Source organism: Pseudomonas sp. FG35 (genome assembly GCF_057809295.1).
The window spans coordinates 159,284-177,859 of sequence record NZ_JBMDJR010000008.1; the positions used below are offsets into that span (position 1 = coordinate 159,284).

An 18,576-nucleotide genomic window follows, 5' to 3' on the forward strand; every position below is an offset into this window, starting at 1 on the left:
GCAACACCCTAGAGAAACGACATGAGTGAGCTGGCGGATAAGGTCCAACAGGATTTGGTTGAGGCCATCGATAACGATGACCTGGTTCTGCCAACGTTACCGGAAGTGGCCCTGCAGATTCGCAAGGCCGCTGAAGATCCGGATATCAGCGTCAGCGACCTGAGCAAAGTGATCGGCCGCGACACGGCGCTGTCGGCGCGCCTGATCAAAGTGGTGAACAGCCCGCTGCTGCGCGCCACCCAGGAAGTCACCGACCTGCACACCGCCATTACCCGGCTCGGCGTCAATTACAGCAGCAACCTGGCGATCGGTCTGGTGATGGAGCAGATCTTTCACGCCCGTTCCGACGTGGTCGAACAGAAGATGCGCGAAGTCTGGCGCAAAAGCCTGGAAATCGCCGGCGTCAGCTACGCCCTGTGCCGTCGGTATACCCAGCTCAAGCCCGATCAGGCCGCGCTCGGCGGACTGGTTCATCAGATCGGCGTGCTGCCGATCCTGACCTATGCCGAAGATCACTACGAACTGCTGTCCGATCCGGTAAGCCTCAACCATGTGATCGATCACATTCACCCGTTGCTCGGCGACAAATTACTGCGGGTCTGGGAGTTTCCGGAGCGTCTGGTGGAATTGCCGGGGCTGTATCAGGACCTCAAGCGCGAATCGCAGCAGATCGATTACGTCGACATCGTGCAAGTGGCCAGCCTGTATTGCCACAAGGACACCGATCACCCGCTGGCCCGCATCGATCCGTTCAGCGTGCCGGCATTCCGCAAGCTCGGCATCGACCCGGAGAACAAGGCGCTGTGCACCGATCTGGAAGAATCGCGGTCGATGTTCTACTGATCAACCGGCGACAAAACTCACCCGTACCTTCAAACCCGCCTGTTCACCATCGTGCAGACTGATCTGCGCCAGATGCGCGCGGCAGATCTCCCCGACAATCGCCAGCCCCAGCCCGGAACCAGCGACCTGCTGGTTGCGCCGGTAAAAACGTTCGAACACCCGATCCCGCTCTTCCAGCGGAATGCCCGGCCCATCGTCTTCAACCTCCAGCACCGCGGGCGCAGTGACCCGCAGAATCACGTTGCCGCCCGGCGGCGTGTGCGCCAGTGCGTTGTCCACCAGATTGCTCAGCAACTCGTTGAGCAATGTCGGCTCGCCGCGCAGCCACACCGGCTCGTCCGCTTCCAGCGCCAAGGCAACGCCGCGAGCATGGGCCAGCGGCGCCATGGCCATGCCCAGTTCCCGCGCCAGCTGACTCAGATCGAGCAACTGCGCCCCGCCCTCGGCGATCGCCCGGGCGCCGTTTTCCACCCGCGCCAGCGACAACAACTGGTTGGCCAGATGGGTCAGGCGATCCGTGCTTTGCGCCGAGGATTCCAGTGTGTCGCGCCAGGTCTGCGGCTCGTTCGAGCGCAAGCCCAGTTCAAGACGAGCCTTGAGCGCTGCCAGTGGGGTGCGCAGTTCATGGGCCGCATCGGCGATGAATTGCGCCTGTCGCTCGAATTGCCCGCGCAGGCGTTCGGTAAAGTGATTGAGCGCCCGCACCAGCGGCCACAACTCGTGTTGCACCTCGACCAACGGCAACGGCCGCAGGTCATCGGGCTGGCGCTCTTCCACTGCCGTGCGCAAACGTTCGATCGGCCGCAGCGCCGCACTCACCGCAAACCACACCAGCAACAACGCGCCAATCGCGAGCATGCCCAATCGCAGCAAGGTGTCGGCGGCCAGACTCCGAGCCATGCTGACACGCGCCTCGTCGGTTTCGGCGACGCGGATTTCCGCCATGCCGTTCATGTTCGGCTCGCTGACCGCCTTGAGCAGACTCACCACACGCACGTTCTGCCCCTGATATTTCGCGTCGTAAAAGCGCGCGAGGGCGGGATAGCTGTCGGTTCTCGGCGTGCCTGGCGGCGGGCCCGGCAGATTTTCATAGCCGGAAATCAACTTCTGGTTGATGTCGTTGACCTGGTAATAGATACGACCCGCGCTGTCGTAAGCAAACGTATCGAGCGCCACATACGGCACGTCGGCACTGAGACTGCCATCGCGCTGCGACAGACCGGCGGCGATGGTCCGCGCCGAGGCCAGCAGCGTGCGGTCATAGGCGGTGTCGGCGGCCTCGCGACCGTTCCAGTAGGCGCTCAATCCGCTGGCGAGCATCAACACCACCAGCAGCAACGCGAGGTTCCACAGCAACCGCCAGCGCAAGCTGCTGGGCTTATGCATCGCGGCTTTCCAGCAGATAGCCCAGACCGCGGAAGGTCACGATAGCCACCGAATGGCCGTCGAGCTTTTTGCGCAGGCGATGCACGTAGATTTCGATGGCGTCGGGGCTGGCCTCTTCGTCGAGACCGAACACCTGCGCAGCCAGCTGTTCTTTGCTCATCACCCGACCGGGACGGGCAATCAGCGCTTCGAGCACCGCCTGTTCGCGAGAAGTCAGCGTCAACAATTCATCGCCGAGGGTGAAGCGCCGGGTGTCGAGGTCATAGGCCAGCACACCGCAACGCTGCTGGCGTTCGCCGCCGAGCACGCTGCGGCGCAACAGGGCCTTGACCCGCGCCTCGAGTTCGGTGAGTTCGAACGGTTTGGCGAGGTAATCGTCGGCGCCGAGATTGAGCCCGTGGACCCGATCCTTGACGTCGCTACGAGCGGTCAGCATCAGCACCGGCAGATTCTTGCCCCGAGCCCGCAGGCGCGCCAGCACTTCAAAACCGTCCATGCGTGGCAGGCCGACATCAAGGATCGCCACCGCGTATTCCTCGCTGCCCAGAGCCAGGTCGGCAGCCACGCCATCGTGCAAGACGTCCACGGTCAGACCGGTGCTCTTGAGCGCCTGGGCAACGCTTTCGGCCAGCGGCAAATGGTCTTCGACGAGCAGGACACGCATGGATCTCTACCTCATTCAGGGATGGCCGACGCCATTCTTTGCGGCGGAGTTTACAGCCGCAACCGCCACTGTGAAGCCCGAAAACATGCGAAAGAATACTGAAAGGTTAGCGAAAGGTTGGGCCGTTAGAGTCGTTTCACCGAAGGTCCCGACTGCCGACCTTCGCCGTTTTGCCTGTACTTGCACCGTAGCTTCAAAACGTAGCTCTCGAAAAACGCCACGATGCGTTTTCGCCAATAAGAACAATAACGAGGTACTGCACCATGCTGTCGACACAGCTTCAGGTTGACCCGTTTCATTCTTCCTCTCGAATTTCCCCGTTTTCGCTTGTCAGCGCCATCCTCGGCTGCGCGGCGTTCAACCCGTCCGGGTCTGAGCCTGTTAGCCTGCGCGCGCGAAACCGCCGCACCTGAAACATCCCCAAAAACAACAACTCCCGTGGAGACACTCATGAACCGATCCCTGCGCCGTTTCGCCCTCGCCGCCGGTTGCGTGCTGTTCGCCGGCCAACTGATGGCCGAACCGAAACGTCCGGAATGCATTGCCCCCGCCTCCCCCGGCGGCGGTTTCGACCTGACCTGCAAACTGGCGCAAAGCGCGCTGGTCAACGAAAAACTGCTGACCAAACCGATGCGCGTGACCTACATGCCCGGCGGCGTCGGTGCGGTAGCGTACAACGCGGTGGTAGCGCAGCGTCCCGCCGATGCCGGCACGCTGGTGGCGTGGTCCAGCGGCTCGCTGCTCAACCTGGCTCAGGGCAAGTTCGGTCGGTTCGATGAAACCAACGTACGCTGGCTGGCCGCGGTCGGCACCAGCTACGGCGCCATCGCGGTGAAAAGCGATTCGCCCTACAAAACCCTCGATGATCTCGTGCAGGCGCTGAAGAAAGATCCGAGCTCCGTGGTCATCGGCTCCGGCGGTACCGTCGGCAGCCAGGACTGGATGCAGACTGCGCTGATCGCCAAAGCCGCCGGGATCAACCCGCGCGACCTGCGCTACGTCGCCCTCGAAGGGGGTGGCGAGATCGCTACCGCGCTGCTCGGCGGTCATATCCAGGTCGGCAGTACCGACATCTCCGACTCCATGCCGCACATCCAGAGTGGTGACATGCGCCTGCTGGCCGTGTTTGCCGAGAAACGCCTGGACGAGCCGGAAATGAAGGACATTCCTACCGCTCGCGAGCAAGGCTACGACATCGTCTGGCCGGTGGTGCGCGGCTTCTACCTCGGGCCAAAAGTCAGCGATGAAGACTACGCCTGGTGGAAAGACTCCTTCGACAAACTGCTGGCCTCGGAAGACTTCGCCAAGCTGCGTGATCAGCGTGAACTCTTCCCGTTCGCCATGACCGGTCCCGAGCTGGACACCTACGTCAAGAAGCAAGTGGCGGACTACAAGGTACTGGCCAAAGAGTTCGGCCTGATTCAGTGATCGTCTCGGTCTAGCGTCCATGGCCCTTTCAGCGGGGCCATGGCAGGAGTTCCCTCATGCTTATTCAACGCATTTTTGCCTCGGTGCTGTTGCTGGCCTGTGCCGGCCTGGCGCTGATGGCGTGGCCGTATCAGGCGGCTTTTTCCTACGAACCGGTCGGTCCTCGGGCATTCCCTCTGTTGATGCTGGGTCTGATGAGCCTGGCGCTGCTGTACATGGTGTTTCGCCCGGCGCCGATCAAACACAGCGATGACGAACCGCCGCTGGATCGCGAAACCCTGACCAAGATCGCGATCTGCGTCGCCCTGCTGCTGGTGTTTGCCGGCTTGTTCGAGCCGCTGGGCTTCATTCTCAGCAGCATTCTGATCGGCATTCCGATGGCGCGCCTGTATGGCGGGCGCTGGTTACCGAGCGTCATCGTCACAACGCTGATGGCGATCGGTCTGTACGTGCTGTTCGACCGCGTGATGGACGTACCGCTGCCCCTCGGCCTGCTCGACGTTCTGGAGAACTGATATGGATACTCTCGGTTATTTGGGTCAGGGCTTCGGCGTCGCGCTGAGTCCGTACAACCTGGTCACCGCCCTGACCGGCACGCTGATCGGCACCGTGGTCGGCTTGTTGCCGGGCCTGGGCCCGATCAATGGTGTGGCGCTGCTGATCCCGATCGCGTTCGCCCTCGGACTGCCGCCGGAATCGGCCCTGATCCTGCTGGCGGCGGTCTATCTGGGCTGCGAATACGGCGGCCGGATCAGCTCGATCCTGCTGAACATTCCGGGCGAAGCCTCCACCGTAATGACCACCCTCGACGGTTACCCGATGGCCCGCAAAGGCCTGGCCGGCGTGGCGCTGTCGTTGTCGGCGTGGAGTTCGTTCATCGGCGCCTTCATCGCCACCTGCGGCATGGTGCTGTTCGCCCCGCTGCTGGCGAAATGGGCGATTGCCTTCGGACCCGCGGAATATTTCGTACTGATGGTGTTCGCGATTGTCTGTCTCGGCGGCATGGCCGGTGACCGGCCGGTGAAAACCTTTATCGCGGCGTTGATCGGTCTGTTCCTGTCCAGCGTCGGCATCGACGCCAACAGCGGTGTGTACCGTTTCACCGGCGACAACATTCACCTGACTGACGGCATTCAGTTCGTGGTGCTGGTACTGGGCCTGTTCTCGGTCAGCGAAATTCTTCTGCTGCTGGAGAAAACCCACCGCGGCCAGGAAGCGGTGAAAGCCACCGGGCGGATGATGTTCAACTTCAAGGAAGCGGCGTCGGTGTTCGTGGTGAACATCCGTTGCGGCCTGCTCGGTTTCATCATGGGCGTGTTGCCGGGTGCCGGTGCGACCCTCGCCAGCGCCGTGGCCTACATGACCGAGAAACGCATCGCCGGTGCCAGCGGCAAGTTTGGCCAGGGCGACGCCCGCGGTCTCGCTGCGCCGGAAACCGCCATCGGTGCCTCCGCTTGCGGCGCGCTGGTACCGATGCTGACCCTCGGTGTTCCGGGTTCGGGTACCACAGCGGTGATGATCGGCGCTCTGTCGCTGTACAACATCACCCCCGGCCCGCTGCTGTTCCAGCAACAGCCGGACATCGTCTGGGGCCTGATCGCTTCGCTGTTCATCGCCAACATCATGCTGGTGATCCTGAACATCCCGATGATCCGCATCTTCACCCGCATCCTCGCCGTGCCGAACTGGGCACTGGTGCCGGTGATCGCGATCATTACCGGGATCGGCGTCTACGCCGTGCACGCGACCACGTTCGATCTGTTCCTGATGGTCGGCATCGGCATCTTCGGCTACATCCTGCGCAAACTGGACTTCCCGCTGTCGCCAGTGCTGCTGGGGTTCATCCTCGGCGGCCTGATGGAGCAGAACCTGCGCCGGGCGCTGTCGATTTCCAACGGTGCGCTGGAGATTCTCTGGTCGAGCCCGATCACCTTCGGCGTCTGGGTGCTGACCGCGATCATGTTGCTGATGCCGCTGCTGCGCATCTGGCGCAAACGCTCGGCCGCGCAACGCGCCGTTGCCGATGTCTGATCGGCTCTCCCTCAAAACCTGGTGGGGAACCCCGCTGGTCGGTCTGCTTGGCGGTTTCATCGCCAGCCAGATCGGCTGGCCGCTGCCGTGGATGGTCGGCTCGTTGCTGGCGATCATCCTGGTGCGCTGCCTGACCCCGTGGCAATTGACAGAAATCCCTGGCGGCCGCAAGTGCGGCCAGTGGATCGTCGGCATCGGTATCGGCCTACACTTCACCCCGCTGGTGATGGAGCAGGTACTCGGCCACTTCGGCCTGATCTTCTTCGGCGCACTGGTCACCAGCCTCTCGGCGGTGGTCGGCGTGTGGCTGATGCGCCGCACCGGCGAGGATCGCGCCACAGCGTTTTTCTCCAGCATGCCCGGCGGCTCCGGCGAGATGGTCAACCTCGGCGCCCGCAACGGCGCGCTGCTCAGCCATGTCGCGGCCGGGCAGAGTCTGCGGGTGCTGGTGGTGGTGTTGTGTGTACCGGCGGCGTTCAAATATCTGCTGGGTGACGGCACACCGATTTCACACGCCGGCAGCGTCGATTGGCGCTGGCTGGCGATTCTTTTTCCGGCGGGCGGCTTGCTCGCCTGGCTCTGGCAACGTTTGCGTCAACCCAACCCTTGGCTGTTCGGCCCGCTGCTGGTCAGCGCGGCGGTGAGCATCGGCTGGGATCTGCACATCGGTTTGCCCAATGGCGGCAGTCAGATTGGCCAGTGGTTGATCGGTAGCGGCCTGGGTTGCCACTTCAACCGCCAGTTCTTCCGCCGCGCACCATCGTTCATGGGACGCACGTTGATCGGCACGGCACTGACCATGTTGATCGCGACGCTGGCGGCGCTGGGCTTGAGTGCGCTGACCCATCTGGACCTGCGCTCGCTGACGTTGGGCATGATGCCCGGCGGGATCGCAGAGATGAGCCTGACGGCGGAAACCCTGCAACTGTCGGTGCCGCTGGTGACGGCAATGCAGGTGATGCGGTTGTTGTTCGTGCTGTTTCTGGCGGAACCGTTATTCAAATACTGGAACCGCCAGCCCTGAGCATCAGACCACCGGCGGCAGGCGCCACTCGATCGGCGCTTCGCCGTTCTGCTCGAGGAATTTGTTGGTGCGGCTGAAATGCCCGCAACCGAGGAAGCCGCGATAGGCCGACAGTGGCGACGGATGCACCGAGGTCAGCACCAGATGTTTGGTGGCATCGATCAGCTTCTGCTTGCTCTGCGCATGAGCGCCCCACAGCATGAATACCAGATGCGGTTGTTTCTGGCTGACCACCTCAATGATCCGGTCCGTGAAGAACTGCCAGCCCTTGTCCTTGTGCGCGTTGGCGTTGGCACGCTCGACGGTCATGGTGGTGTTGAGCATCAACACGCCCTGATCGGCCCAGCTCTGCAGATAGCCGTGGTTGGGGATGTCGATGTTCAGGTCGCGCTTCAACTCTTTATAGATGTTGACCAGCGACGGTGGCGCCGGCACGCCCGGTTGCACCGAGAAGCACAAGCCGTGGGCCTGGCCCGGGCCGTGGTACGGGTCCTGGCCGAGGATGACCACTTTCACCTTGTCCAGCGGCGTCGAATTCAGCGCGTTGAAGATCATCGGGCCCGGCGGATAGATTTCCTTGCCGGCCGCCCGCTCCTGCTGCAGAAAAGTGCGCAACTCTGCCATGTAGGGCTGGTCGAATTCGGCACGCAGTGCCTCCTTCCAGCTCGGTTCGAGTTTGATACGGTCGTCAGCAGTCATGGTCATACCCGGCAAAAACAATGGGGCGAACCCTAGGAAAGCCGACCACGCTTGTCAATTGATCTGACGCAGATCCGGCACTTTCCCACACAGCGATCATACTGATCGTTCAAATTCCCGATCGAGGTCACGATGAATCTGCACTTCGAAGAACTCACCGGCACCGACGGCGCGCGCATCGGCGTGGCCACGCTGGATGCCGAAAAGTCGCTCAATGCGCTGTCCCTGCCGATGATCCACGCCCTGAGCGACAAACTGAACGCCTGGGCCAAGGATCCGCAAATCGTCTGCGTGCTGCTGCGCGGCAACGGCGCCAAGGCCTTCTGCGCCGGCGGCGAAGTGCGCAGCCTGGTGGAAGCCTGTCGCGCCCATCCCGGCGAAGTGCCGCCGCTGGCCGCACAGTTTTTCAACGCTGAATACCGTCTGGACTACAGCCTGCATACTTACCCGAAACCGTTGATCTGCTGGGGCCATGGTTATGTGCTCGGCGGCGGCATGGGCCTGCTGCAAGGCGCGAGCATCCGGATCGTCACGCCGAGCAGTCGTCTGGCGATGCCGGAAATCAGCATCGGCCTTTACCCGGATGTCGGCGCCAGCTGGTTTCTGTCACGGCTGCCGGGCAAGCTCGGCTTGTTCCTTGGTTTGACCGGCGCGCACATGAACGGTCGCGATGCGATCGATCTGGACCTGGCCGACCGCTTCCTGCTCGACGAACAGCAGCAGGAACTGATCGACGGCCTGTTGCAGTTGAACTGGCAGGAACAGACCGCGATGCAGCTCAACAGCCTGCTCAAGGCGTTGCAGCAGGAAGCCGTGGCGCAGATGCCCGAGGCGCAATGGCTGCCGCGTCGGCAGCAAATCGATGAATGGCTGGATGTCAGCGACGTGACCTGTGCCTGGAAAGCCATCAGCCTGCATCGCGACAGCAGCGACCTGTTGATTGCCCGTGCGGCGAAAACCATGAGTGAAGGCTCGTCACTGACCGCGCATCTGGTCTGGGAGCAGATCATTCGTGCCCGCCACATGTCGCTGGCCGAAGTCTTTCAGATGGAATACACCCTAAGCCTCAATTGCTGCCGGCATCCGGAATTCAGCGAAGGAGTCCGGGCGCGGCTGATCGACAAGGATCACAAACCGCACTGGCACTGGCCGGACATCGCCCGGGTGCCGGACGCGGTGGTCGAGGCGCACTTTCACAAAGTCTGGGAGGGGCGGCATCCGTTGGCGGATCTCTCCAGTTACTGAAATCCAGGCACAAAAAAAGCGGCGCTCAATGCGCCGCTTTTTCTGCGGGGGGTTACCAGCGGTTGCCGTGTCGGCCGTAATCGCCACGTCCACTGTGACGGTCGTAATTGCCACGACCCCGGCGGTCATCCCAGCCACCGCGACGGTGGTCGTCCCAGCGTCCGCGATCATGACCGTGCCAGCGACGGTTCTCGTAGTAGCGCGGGGCCGGTTGGTAGTAACGGGGCGCTGAATAATAACGGGGCGCCGGTTGGTAATAGCGCGGTGCTGGCTGGTAGTAGCGCGGCGCCGAGTAGTACGTGCTGCCGCCGCTGTAGTAGGTGCCGCCGCTGTAGTACGAAGGTGCCTGCGATGTGTAGACCTCTGAGCTGTAGTAGCCATCTCCGTAGGAATAAGGGACGCATCCGCCAAGGGAAAAAAGCATCACGGTAAACAGAAGAATTCGGCGATACATGGCGGCCTCCTGGACCGCGGGTAGCCACACCAGCGACGCTGGCAGGCGTCAGTCTTTTATTCGGCGACTGACGAAATATCTGACAGCGATTTCGGCATCCGGTGCGTTTCTGCAACAACTTGAAACAAGTGATTGATGAAACCTTGTTCATGCAGAAACGCCGTCATTCAGCCGCTGATTAGTGGTGCCCACCGTGGTATCCGCCGCCGTGATAACCCCGTCCGTAACCGCCGCGATAGCCATGGCCGCCGTAGTAATAGCGGGCGCCACCGTAGTAACGCGGGCCGTAATAACCACCGTAGTAATAGGGCGAGTAATAGCCGGGATAGTAGTAGGGCGTGGAGTAAACATCGTAGCCGCCGGCGTAGTAGTAACAGCCGGACAGCCCTAGACCGAGCACTGCTCCCAGCAGCACCCGACGCAGCAATTTTGAAATACGCATGGCGGCCTCCTGAAAGACCTGTGACAGCAGTCGGCACAGACCGGCTGACATCAGATTTGACTGGCTGACCGCTACCGAGTGCCCAACCCTCAGGGGCATCGGATCAGCGGCAGCGGACGCTGCATGACGGTGCAACCGCGCACCAACACAAAGCGCCCACAGGCGTTCGCCATCCGCCGTAACGTCACGAAAGCCCGTAACAGAGCGCCCGACCCGACTTGGCACGCCTCTCGCTTTAGCAAACTCGTGCAGGAGTCATCAAAGGTTCGCGGCACCACAATTTGCAATGGCTGACTAGGGTTCCGGCTCGCATCTGCGAGTGACTGGTCCGAGAGTTGGCGACCTCCAGTTGAGGTTACACGGCGGGACAAAAGCCCGGGAGACAAGCCACCGTTCGCGGTGCCGCGTTGCCTTCCTGTCCGCCCTCGATCAACTGGAGAAGCCACCATGTCCCGACTACGTTTGCCCGCCCTGCTCGCCGCCGCGTTCGCCGCGCTGATCAGCACTCAATCCCCCGCCGCGCAGAAAGACCACTTCAGCGTCTGCTGGACGATCTATGCCGGCTGGATGCCATGGGAATACGCCGGTAGCCAGGGCATCGTCGACAAATGGGCGAAGAAGTACGGGATCAAGATCGATGTGGTCCAGCTCAACGACTACGTCGAATCGATCAATCAATACACCGCCGGTCAGTTCGATGGCTGCACCATGACCAACATGGATGCGCTGACCATTCCCGCCGCCGGTGGCGTCGACAGCACTGCGCTGATCGTCAGCGATTTCTCCAACGGCAATGACGGCATCGTCCTCAAGGGCGAAGGCAAGAAAGTCGCCGACCTCAAGGGCATGGACGTCAACCTGGTCGAACTGTCGGTCTCGCATTACTTGCTGGCCCGCGCGCTGGATTCGGTGGATCTCACCGAGAAAGACCTGAAAGTGGTCAACACCTCCGACGCCGACATTTCCGCCGCCTTCAACACCGAGCAGGTCAACGCCGTCACCACCTGGAACCCGATGCTTTCGGACATCAAGGCCAAACCGGGCGTGACCGAAGTCTTCAACTCCAGCCAGATCCCCGGCGAAATCATGGACATGATGGTGGTCAACAGTGCCACCCTCAAAGACAACCCGGCGCTGGGCAAGGCGCTGACCGGCGCGTGGTTCGAAGTGGTCGACTTGATGAACGCCAAGAACGCGGCGGGCAAAGCCGCACTTGAGCACATGGCCAAAGCCTCGGGCACCGACCTGGCCGGATTCCAGGCGCAACTGGACACCACAAAACTGTTCGCCACACCGAAAGAAGCCCTGGCGTTCGCCACCAGCAAGCAACTGCCGGAAACCATGCGCAGGGTTGCCGAGTTTTCGTTCCAGCACGGTTTGCTCGGTGAAGGCGCGAAAGACACCAGCGCGGTCGGCATGGCGTTCGCCAACGGCGTGACCAGCGGCGACACCGGCAACCTCAAGCTGCGTTTCGATCCGACCTACGTGCAGATGGCCGCTGACGCCAAGCTGTAAGCCACGGAGGATTTGGCCATGCGCCTGATCAATCGCCACCCGGATCGCCCGAGTCGCCTGTTGCTGGTGATCCTGCCGTTCGCCCTGGTGCTGTTCGCCTATTTCATGGGCTCGGCCGAGCGCCTGGCGGACAATCCCAACGACAAACTGCTGCCCAGCGCGGTGCAGATGACCGACGCGGTGAAACGCCTGGCCTTCAACGCCGACAGCCGCACCGGTGAATACCTGTTGTGGCAGGACACCGCGTCGAGCCTGCGACGCCTGGCCATCGGCCTCGGCATCGCGGCACTGGCCGGGTTATGCCTGGGCATGGCCGCCGGCACCCTGCCGCTGTTCGGCGCACCGTTGTCGCCGATGCTGACGGTGCTGTCGATGGTGCCGCCACTGGCGATCCTCCCGATCCTGTTCATCGTCTTCGGCCTCGGCGAGCTGTCGAAAGTGATGCTGATCGTGATCGGCATCACCCCGGCCCTGGCCCGAGATCTGGAACAGCGCGCCCGGGACATCCCCGTCGAACTGCTGATCAAGGCGCAGACCCTTGGCGCCTCGACCTGGACATTGATGCTGCGTGTGGTGCTGCCGCAACTGTTGCCGCGTCTGCTGATCTCGCTGCGGCTGATGCTCGGTTCGGCGTGGCTGTTCCTGATCGCCGCCGAAGCCATCGCCTCCACCGACGGTCTGGGCTACCGGATTTTCCTGGTGCGCCGTTACCTGGCGATGGACGTGATCCTGCCGTACGTGGTCTGGATCACCCTGCTCGCCTGGCTGATGGATTGGGGCCTCAAATACCTGACCCGTCGGGCATTTCCCTGGTATGAGGGGGCCGCCAAATGAGCTTCATCACGGTGAAAAACGTCTGGCAGCAATACGCCGACCAAGTGGTGCTCGAAGGCTTGAACCTCAACGTCAACGAGGGCGAGTTCTGCACGCTGGTCGGTGCTTCGGGCTGCGGCAAGTCGACCTTCCTGCGCCTGCTGCTGGGGCAGGAAACCGCCAGTCGCGGCGAGATTCTGCTCGACGGCCAGCCGCTGGCCCGAGAGCCGGATGCCAGCCGTGGCGTGGTGTTCCAGCGTTACTCGGTATTCCCGCACCTGAGCGTGCTGGACAACGTCGCCCTCGGCCTCGAACTGCCTCGCGCGCCACTGCTTGGACGTCTGTTCGGCGGCGCCAAACGGGACGCCCGCGAACAGGCCTCGGCGCTGCTGCACAAAGTCGGCCTCGGCCATGCGCTGGACAAGTACCCGGCGCAACTGTCCGGCGGCATGCAACAGCGGCTGGCGATTGCCCAGGCGCTGATCATGAAGCCGCGCGTGTTGCTGCTCGACGAACCGTTCGGCGCGCTCGACCCGGGCATTCGCAAGGACATGCACGCGCTGCTGCTGGAGCTATGGCGCGAAACGCAACTGACGGTGTTCATGGTCACCCACGACCTGTCCGAAGGCTTCAGCCTCGGCACTCGCCTGCTGGTGTTCGACAAGGTCCGCCTCGACCCGCACGCCCCCGGCGCCTATGGCGCCCGCATCACCTACGACATCCCTTTGAACAGCGACCGTCGCGCCCAACGCGCCGCCGTCGACGCCCTGCCCGCCGCTTTGGCCGGCACGCTTCGTATTGCCTGAGAGGACTGCTCCCATGACTGATTCGACCCAACTGTTTCCACCCTTCGCCGAAGAAACCCTGCCCGGCGGCGGCCACCGTTCCTTCGTCCTGAAACGCGGCCAGCTGCTGCGCCTGACCGACCTGCGCGGTGGGGCCAACGTCAGCCTGACCCTGCTCAACGCCAACGAGAAAACCGAGCGCCTGAACCTGCCCGACAGCCTCAAGTGCCAACACACCGCCAAGCTCACCACCGGCCATTGCCTGTACTCGGACATGGGTCGGGTGCTGGCGGCAATCACCGCCGACACCTGCGGCTGGAGCGACAGCCTCGGCGGTGTGCTGTGCGCTGAAGAGGTCGCGGAAAAATACGGCCAGGGCCGCTATCAGGAACTGCGCAACGGCTTCTTTCGCAACGGCACCGACAACCTGCTGGTAGAACTGGGCAAGTGGGGCCTGGGCCTGTCCGACCTGCTGATGACCCTCAACCTGTTCAGCCGGGTCAACGTCGATGAAGCCGGGCGATTCCATTTCGTCGAAGGCCATTCGAAGGCCGGCGACTACATCGAGCTGTACGCGCCGATGGACACCCTCGTCGTCCTCACTGCCCTGCAACACCCGATGGATCCGTCGCCCGACTACGCGCCAAAACCACTGAAGCTGAGCTGGATGAACGCCGACGCCAGCGTCGCCGAACACTGCCGTACCTCGCGCCCGGAGAACGAGCGCGGCTTTATCAACACCGACCGTTTGTTCGCCTGAGGATCATCGCCATGTCAGTTGCTATCGCCACTTCGCAAAAACAACCCGACGCTGCGGTGTACCGCGCCACCATTCCCGCCGGCGAACCCTGGCTGATGGAGGTCAAGGCCGGCCAGACTCTGCGTATCCTCGATCTTGAGGGCAACCAGGCGGTCGATACGCTGTTCTATAGCCTCGCCAATCCCCGCGAGCGCTACGACGTGCAACGCACTTTGCGCCGGCAGAACAGCGTGTACCTGAGCACCGGCAGCGTTTTGTATTCCAACCTTGGCAAACCGATGCTGACCATCATCGCCGACACCTGCGGCCGCCACGACACCCTCGGCGGCGCCTGCGCGCAGGAGAGCAACACCGTGCGCTACGCCCTGGAAAAACGCTACATGCACAGCTGCCGCGATAACTACCTGCGTGCCTGCGTCCACGACGGACGCCTGAGCAAAGGTGACATCGGGCCGAACATCAATTTCTTCATGAACGTACCGGTGACCGCCGACGGCGGCCTGACCTTCGAGGACGGCATTTCCGCGCCGGGCAAGTACGTCGACCTGCGCGCCGAGATGGACGTGATCGTGCTGATCTCCAACTGCCCGCAACTGAACAACCCGTGCAACGCCTACAACCCGACACCTGCGGAGCTACTGGTATGGAACTGACATTCGCCCGTCTGCGCCGCTGGTTGTTTGCCCTGTGCCAGGCCCGTTCCGGCCAGTGTCTGAAATCCCCAAAACACCCCTGAACCCTGTGGGAGCTGGCTTGCCAGCGATGGCGTCGGCACAGCCAACATTGATGATGACTGACACACCGCCATCGCGGGCAAGCCCGCTCCCACAAGGTCAATGGTGACTTTCGAAATTGTGATTTTGCCGTCGGGGACGACCCCGGCGCTCATCGAAAAACTGCGGGACGGCCCGCATCCCCTTCAGGGGTTTTGCCATGTTCGAAAAAGTCCTGATTGCCAACCGTGGCGCGATTGCCTGCCGCATTCTGCGCACCTTGCGTGAACTGCACGTCGAAGGCGTCGCGGTGTACTCCGAAGCCGATGCCGCCAGCCTGCACATCCTGCAAGCGGACGAAGCCCACAGCCTCGGTGAAGGCGCCGCGGCCAGCACCTATCTGGCCGTGGACAAGATTCTCGCCATCGCCAAAGCCACTGGCGCCACCGCGATCCATCCGGGCTACGGCTTTCTTTCCGAGAACGCGGCGTTCGCCGAAGCCTGCGCCAACCATGGCATTGCCTTCATCGGCCCGACACCGGAGCAACTGCGGGTGTTCGGACTCAAGCACACCGCACGGGCCCTGGCCAAACAGCACGGCGTGCCGATGCTCGAAGGTACCGAACTGCTCGACAGCCTCGACGCCGCGCTGATTGCCGGCGCGCAGGTCGGTTATCCGGTGATGCTCAAAAGCACCGCCGGGGGCGGTGGCATCGGCATGCGCGTGTGCCGTAACGCCAGCGAACTGAGCGAGTCGTTCGAAGCGGTGAAGCGCCTCGGCCAGAACAACTTCAGCGACGCCGGGGTGTTCATCGAGAAGTACATCCAGCGTGCGCGGCATCTGGAAGTCCAGGTGTTCGGCGACGGCCAAGGCGCAGTGATCGCCCTCGGCGTGCGCGACTGCTCGGTGCAGCGGCGCAATCAGAAAGTCCTCGAAGAAACCCCGGCACCGAACCTGCCCGAAGGCATGGCGGATGAGCTGTGTGCGGCGGCGATCAAACTGGCCAAAGCGGTGAATTACCGCAGCGCCGGCACCGTCGAATTCGTTTTCGACAGCGATGCGCAGCGCTTCTATTTTCTGGAAGTGAACACCCGGTTGCAGGTTGAGCACGGCGTTACCGAACAGGTGTGGGGCGTCGATCTGGTGCGCTGGATGATTGAACTGGCGGCGGGAGATCTGCCGCCGCTGAGCACATTGTTTGAGGGCCTGAAACCGGACGGCCACGCGATTCAGGCGCGACTGTACGCGGAGGATCCGGGGCGCGATTTCCAGCCGAGCCCAGGGCTGCTGACCGCTGTGGAGTTTCCTGCGGCCAACGGCATTCAACTGCGCATCGACACCTGGGTCGAGGCTGGCTGCGAGATCCCGCCCTACTTCGATCCGATGATCGCCAAAGTCATCAGCTGGGCGCCAACCCGCGAACAGGCCCGCGCCGAACTGCACCAGGCCCTCGGCGACAGCCAGCTGTACGGCGTGGAAACCAACCGCGATTACCTGCGGCAGATTCTGCTCGATACACCGTTCGCCAGCGGTCAGCCCTGGACCCGTTGCCTGGAAGGCCTGGTGTACCGGGCCAACACGTTTGAAGTGCTGAGCGCCGGCACCCAGACCAGCGTCCAGGACTACCCCGGTCGCCTCGGTTACTGGGCGGTCGGCGTGCCACCTTCGGGGCCGATGGACAGCCGCGCGTTGCGCCTGGGCAATCGCTTGCTGGGCAATGCCGAAGGCGCGGCGGCACTGGAAATCACCATGAACGGGCCGCTGCTGCGCTTCAATTGCGATGCGGTGGTGGCGGTGACCGGGGCGCCGTTGGCGCTGACCCTCGACGGCGAAGCGGTGCCGATGAACACCGCGCTGTTGATCGAGGCAGGCAGCCAGTTGAATCTCGGCGGTTTGCAAGCCGCCGGCGCCCGCAGCTACCTGTGCCTGCGCGGCGGCCTGCAGGTGCCGGACTATCTGGGCAGCAAAAGCACCTTCACCCTCGGTCAGTTCGGCGGTCATGGCGGGCGAGCCCTGCGCGCCGGGGACGTGTTGCACTTGGCCCCACTGAGCGACCGCAGCGCCGGGCAGACCCTGGCCCCGCATCACGTCAGCGCGTTGCCCGCCGTGCGCCGGATCCGGGTGATCTACGGCCCCCACGGCGCGCCCGAATATTTCACCGAACACTACATCGACACGTTCTTCGCCACGCACTGGGAAGTGCACTTCAACTCCAGCCGTACCGGCGTGCGCCTGATAGGACCAAAGCCGGAATGGGTGCGCGCCGACGGCGGCGAGGCGGGGCTGCATCCATCGAACATTCACGACAACCCCTACGCCATCGGCGCCGTGGACTTCACCGGCGACATGCCGGTGATCCTCGGCCCGGACGGCCCGAGCCTCGGTGGTTTCGTGTGCCCGGTGACGGTGATCGAGGCCGATCTCTGGCAACTGGGTCAACTCAAGGCCGGGGACAAAGTGCAGTTCGTGCCCGTCGATCTCAAGACCGCACGCGATCTCGCCCTCAAATGGGACGCCTGTGATTCTGGAGTTGGGTCAGGGCGACAAGCGGCTGGTCGGGCGTGTATCCGGCGATACCCATCTGCTGCTGGAAATCGGCGCGCCGGAACTGGATCTGGTCCTGCGCTTTCGCGCCCATGCCCTGATGCAGGCGCTGGAAGGCAAAAACCTGCACGGCGTGATCGACCTGACACCGGGCATTCGTTCGCTGCAGATCCACTACCAGCCCGAACAACTGCCGCTGGCCGATCTGCTCGGCATCGTCGCCGGTGAATGGGATGCGGTGTGCGCCGCCCAGGACTTGCAAGTGCCGTCGCGGATCGTCCACTTGCCCCTGTCGTGGGACGACCCGGCCTGCCAGTTGGCGATCGAGAAATACATGACCACCGTGCGCAAGGACGCGCCGTGGTGCCCGAGCAATCTGGAGTTCATCCGCCGCATCAACGACCTGCCGAATCTCGACGAGGTGCAGCGCACGGTGTTCGATGCCAGCTATCTGGTGATGGGCCTGGGTGACGTCTACCTCGGTGCGCCGGTCGCCACCCCGCTCGACCCGCGCCATCGGCTGGTGACCACGAAATACAACCCGGCGCGCACCTGGACCGCCGAGAACTCGGTGGGCATCGGCGGCGCCTACATGTGCGTGTACGGCATGGAAGGCCCCGGCGGTTATCAGTTTGTCGGGCGCACCTTGCAGATGTGGAACCGCTATCGCGAAGTCGCCGCGTTCGACGGCAAACCGTGGCTGCTGCGGTTTTTCGATCAGATCCGTTTCTACCCGGTCAGCGCCGAAGAACTGCTGCGCATCCGCCGGGATTTTCCTCTCGGCCGCTTCGACCTGAACATCGAACAGAGCCAGCTCAACCTCGCCGACTACCAGGCCTTTCTGCAACGCGAAGCCGAGACCATCGACGCCTTCCGAACGCAGCAACAGGGTGCCTTTCAGGCGGAGCGCGAACGCTGGATCGCCAGCGGCCAGGCGCACTTCGACAGCGAAGAAGCCGTGCCGGACAGCAGCGAAGACACACCGCTGACCAGCGGCCAGCAGAGTATCGACAGCCACATTGCCGGCAACCTCTGGCAGGTGCAGGTCGAGGTCGGCAGCCGCGTGGCGGCCGGTGATGTGCTGGTGATTCTGGAGTCGATGAAGATGGAAATCCCCGTGCTCGCGCCCATGGCCGGGGTGGTGCAGGACATTCGCGTGCAGCCGGGATCGGCGGTGCGTGCCGGACAACGGGTCGTGGTGCTGGAACTCGACTGAAACCATTTGCCAA

16 protein-coding genes, 1 pseudogene and 1 riboswitch are annotated in these 18,576 nt (G+C 62.9%); of the genes and pseudogenes, 12 read left to right on the plus strand and 5 right to left on the minus strand.

Annotation, left to right across the window (positions count from 1 at the left end):
* Window positions 1–21: 21 nt before the first annotated feature.
* On the plus strand, window positions 22–843 hold the full coding sequence (locus ACODTD_RS17455; protein WP_011332898.1) for an HDOD domain-containing protein: 822 nt from the start codon (window positions 22–24) through the stop codon (window positions 841–843).
* Here the strand turns inward: ACODTD_RS17455 and ACODTD_RS17460 are convergent, their stop codons facing one another.
* Window positions 844–2,229, minus strand: a complete 1,386-nt coding sequence (locus ACODTD_RS17460) for a sensor histidine kinase (RefSeq protein ID WP_011332897.1) — start codon at window positions 2,227–2,229, stop codon at window positions 844–846.
* Window positions 2,222–2,893, minus strand: coding sequence for a response regulator (locus ACODTD_RS17465; protein ID WP_007957980.1), 672 nt, complete (start codon window positions 2,891–2,893; stop codon window positions 2,222–2,224). The genes ACODTD_RS17460 and ACODTD_RS17465 overlap by 8 nt, the downstream gene beginning before the upstream one ends.
* 450 nt (window positions 2,894–3,343) lie before the next feature.
* Here ACODTD_RS17465 and ACODTD_RS17470 point away from each other — a divergent pair, with 450 nt between their 5' ends.
* From ACODTD_RS17470 to ACODTD_RS17485, 4 genes are read left to right on the plus strand one after another with little or no spacing between them, the layout of a single operon-like run.
* Entirely contained in the window at window positions 3,344–4,321 is a 978-nt protein-coding gene (locus ACODTD_RS17470) for a Bug family tripartite tricarboxylate transporter substrate binding protein (RefSeq protein ID WP_011332896.1), read from the plus strand.
* Window positions 4,322–4,377: 56 nt separating this feature from the next.
* Window positions 4,378–4,836: a tripartite tricarboxylate transporter TctB family protein gene (locus ACODTD_RS17475; protein WP_011332895.1), complete on the plus strand. Its 459-nt coding sequence runs from the start codon at window positions 4,378–4,380 to the stop codon at window positions 4,834–4,836.
* Between the two features lies 1 nt (window position 4,837).
* Complete coding sequence (locus tag ACODTD_RS17480; RefSeq protein ID WP_011332894.1) at window positions 4,838–6,352, plus strand: tripartite tricarboxylate transporter permease; 1,515 nt, start codon at window positions 4,838–4,840, stop codon at window positions 6,350–6,352.
* A complete protein-coding gene (locus tag ACODTD_RS17485; RefSeq protein WP_201819586.1) occupies window positions 6,345–7,376 on the plus strand; it encodes an AbrB family transcriptional regulator in 1,032 nt (343 codons plus the stop codon). Before ACODTD_RS17480 ends, ACODTD_RS17485 begins: the two co-directional genes overlap by 8 nt.
* Before the next feature lie 3 nt (window positions 7,377–7,379).
* Here the strand turns inward: ACODTD_RS17485 and ung are convergent, their stop codons facing one another.
* A complete protein-coding gene (ung, locus tag ACODTD_RS17490) occupies window positions 7,380–8,075 on the minus strand; it encodes a uracil-DNA glycosylase (RefSeq protein ID WP_201819588.1) in 696 nt (231 codons plus the stop codon).
* A gap of 132 nt (window positions 8,076–8,207) precedes the next feature.
* On the opposite strand from ung, the gene ACODTD_RS17495 reads away from it, so the two are divergent.
* Window positions 8,208–9,320 carry an enoyl-CoA hydratase/isomerase family protein gene (locus ACODTD_RS17495; RefSeq protein ID WP_489105049.1) on the plus strand — a complete coding sequence of 371 codons (1,113 nt, stop codon included), beginning with the start codon at window positions 8,208–8,210 and terminating at the stop codon, window positions 9,318–9,320.
* A 52-nt stretch (window positions 9,321–9,372) separates the two neighbouring features.
* Here ACODTD_RS17495 and ACODTD_RS17500 read toward each other — a convergent pair whose 3' ends face one another.
* Both ACODTD_RS17500 and ACODTD_RS17505 read right to left on the minus strand, forming a co-directional pair.
* Entirely contained in the window at window positions 9,373–9,774 is a 402-nt protein-coding gene (locus ACODTD_RS17500) for a hypothetical protein (RefSeq protein ID WP_011332890.1), read from the minus strand.
* Window positions 9,775–9,952: 178 nt separating this feature from the next.
* On the minus strand, window positions 9,953–10,216 hold the full coding sequence (locus ACODTD_RS17505) for a hypothetical protein (protein ID WP_064383076.1): 264 nt from the start codon (window positions 10,214–10,216) through the stop codon (window positions 9,953–9,955).
* Window positions 10,217–10,499: 283 nt separating this feature from the next.
* A riboswitch (guanidine-I (ykkC/yxkD leader) is annotated at window positions 10,500–10,600 on the plus strand.
* A 63-nt stretch (window positions 10,601–10,663) separates the two neighbouring features.
* Here ACODTD_RS17505 and ACODTD_RS17510 point away from each other — a divergent pair.
* The 6 genes and pseudogenes from ACODTD_RS17510 to ACODTD_RS17535 all read left to right on the plus strand — a co-directional run bounded on the left by ACODTD_RS17510 (window position 10,664) and on the right by ACODTD_RS17535 (window position 18,563).
* The gene (locus ACODTD_RS17510; protein ID WP_085655521.1) at window positions 10,664–11,731 is read left to right on the plus strand and encodes a putative urea ABC transporter substrate-binding protein; all 1,068 of its coding nucleotides are present in this window, start codon (window positions 10,664–10,666) and stop codon (window positions 11,729–11,731) included.
* Window positions 11,732–11,749: 18 nt separating this feature from the next.
* On the plus strand, window positions 11,750–12,565 hold the full coding sequence (locus tag ACODTD_RS17515; protein ID WP_085611623.1) for an ABC transporter permease: 816 nt from the start codon (window positions 11,750–11,752) through the stop codon (window positions 12,563–12,565).
* A complete protein-coding gene (locus tag ACODTD_RS17520; RefSeq protein ID WP_489105050.1) occupies window positions 12,562–13,350 on the plus strand; it encodes an ABC transporter ATP-binding protein in 789 nt (262 codons plus the stop codon). Before ACODTD_RS17515 ends, ACODTD_RS17520 begins: the two co-directional genes overlap by 4 nt.
* A gap of 13 nt (window positions 13,351–13,363) precedes the next feature.
* Complete coding sequence (locus ACODTD_RS17525) at window positions 13,364–14,089, plus strand: urea amidolyase associated protein UAAP1 (RefSeq protein WP_074691078.1); 726 nt, start codon at window positions 13,364–13,366, stop codon at window positions 14,087–14,089.
* A gap of 11 nt (window positions 14,090–14,100) precedes the next feature.
* Window positions 14,101–14,742: an urea amidolyase associated protein UAAP2 gene (locus ACODTD_RS17530; RefSeq protein WP_201819592.1), complete on the plus strand. Its 642-nt coding sequence runs from the start codon at window positions 14,101–14,103 to the stop codon at window positions 14,740–14,742.
* A gap of 280 nt (window positions 14,743–15,022) precedes the next feature.
* Window positions 15,023–18,563, plus strand: a pseudogene (locus ACODTD_RS17535) (urea carboxylase).
* Window positions 18,564–18,576: the final 13 nt, after the last annotated feature.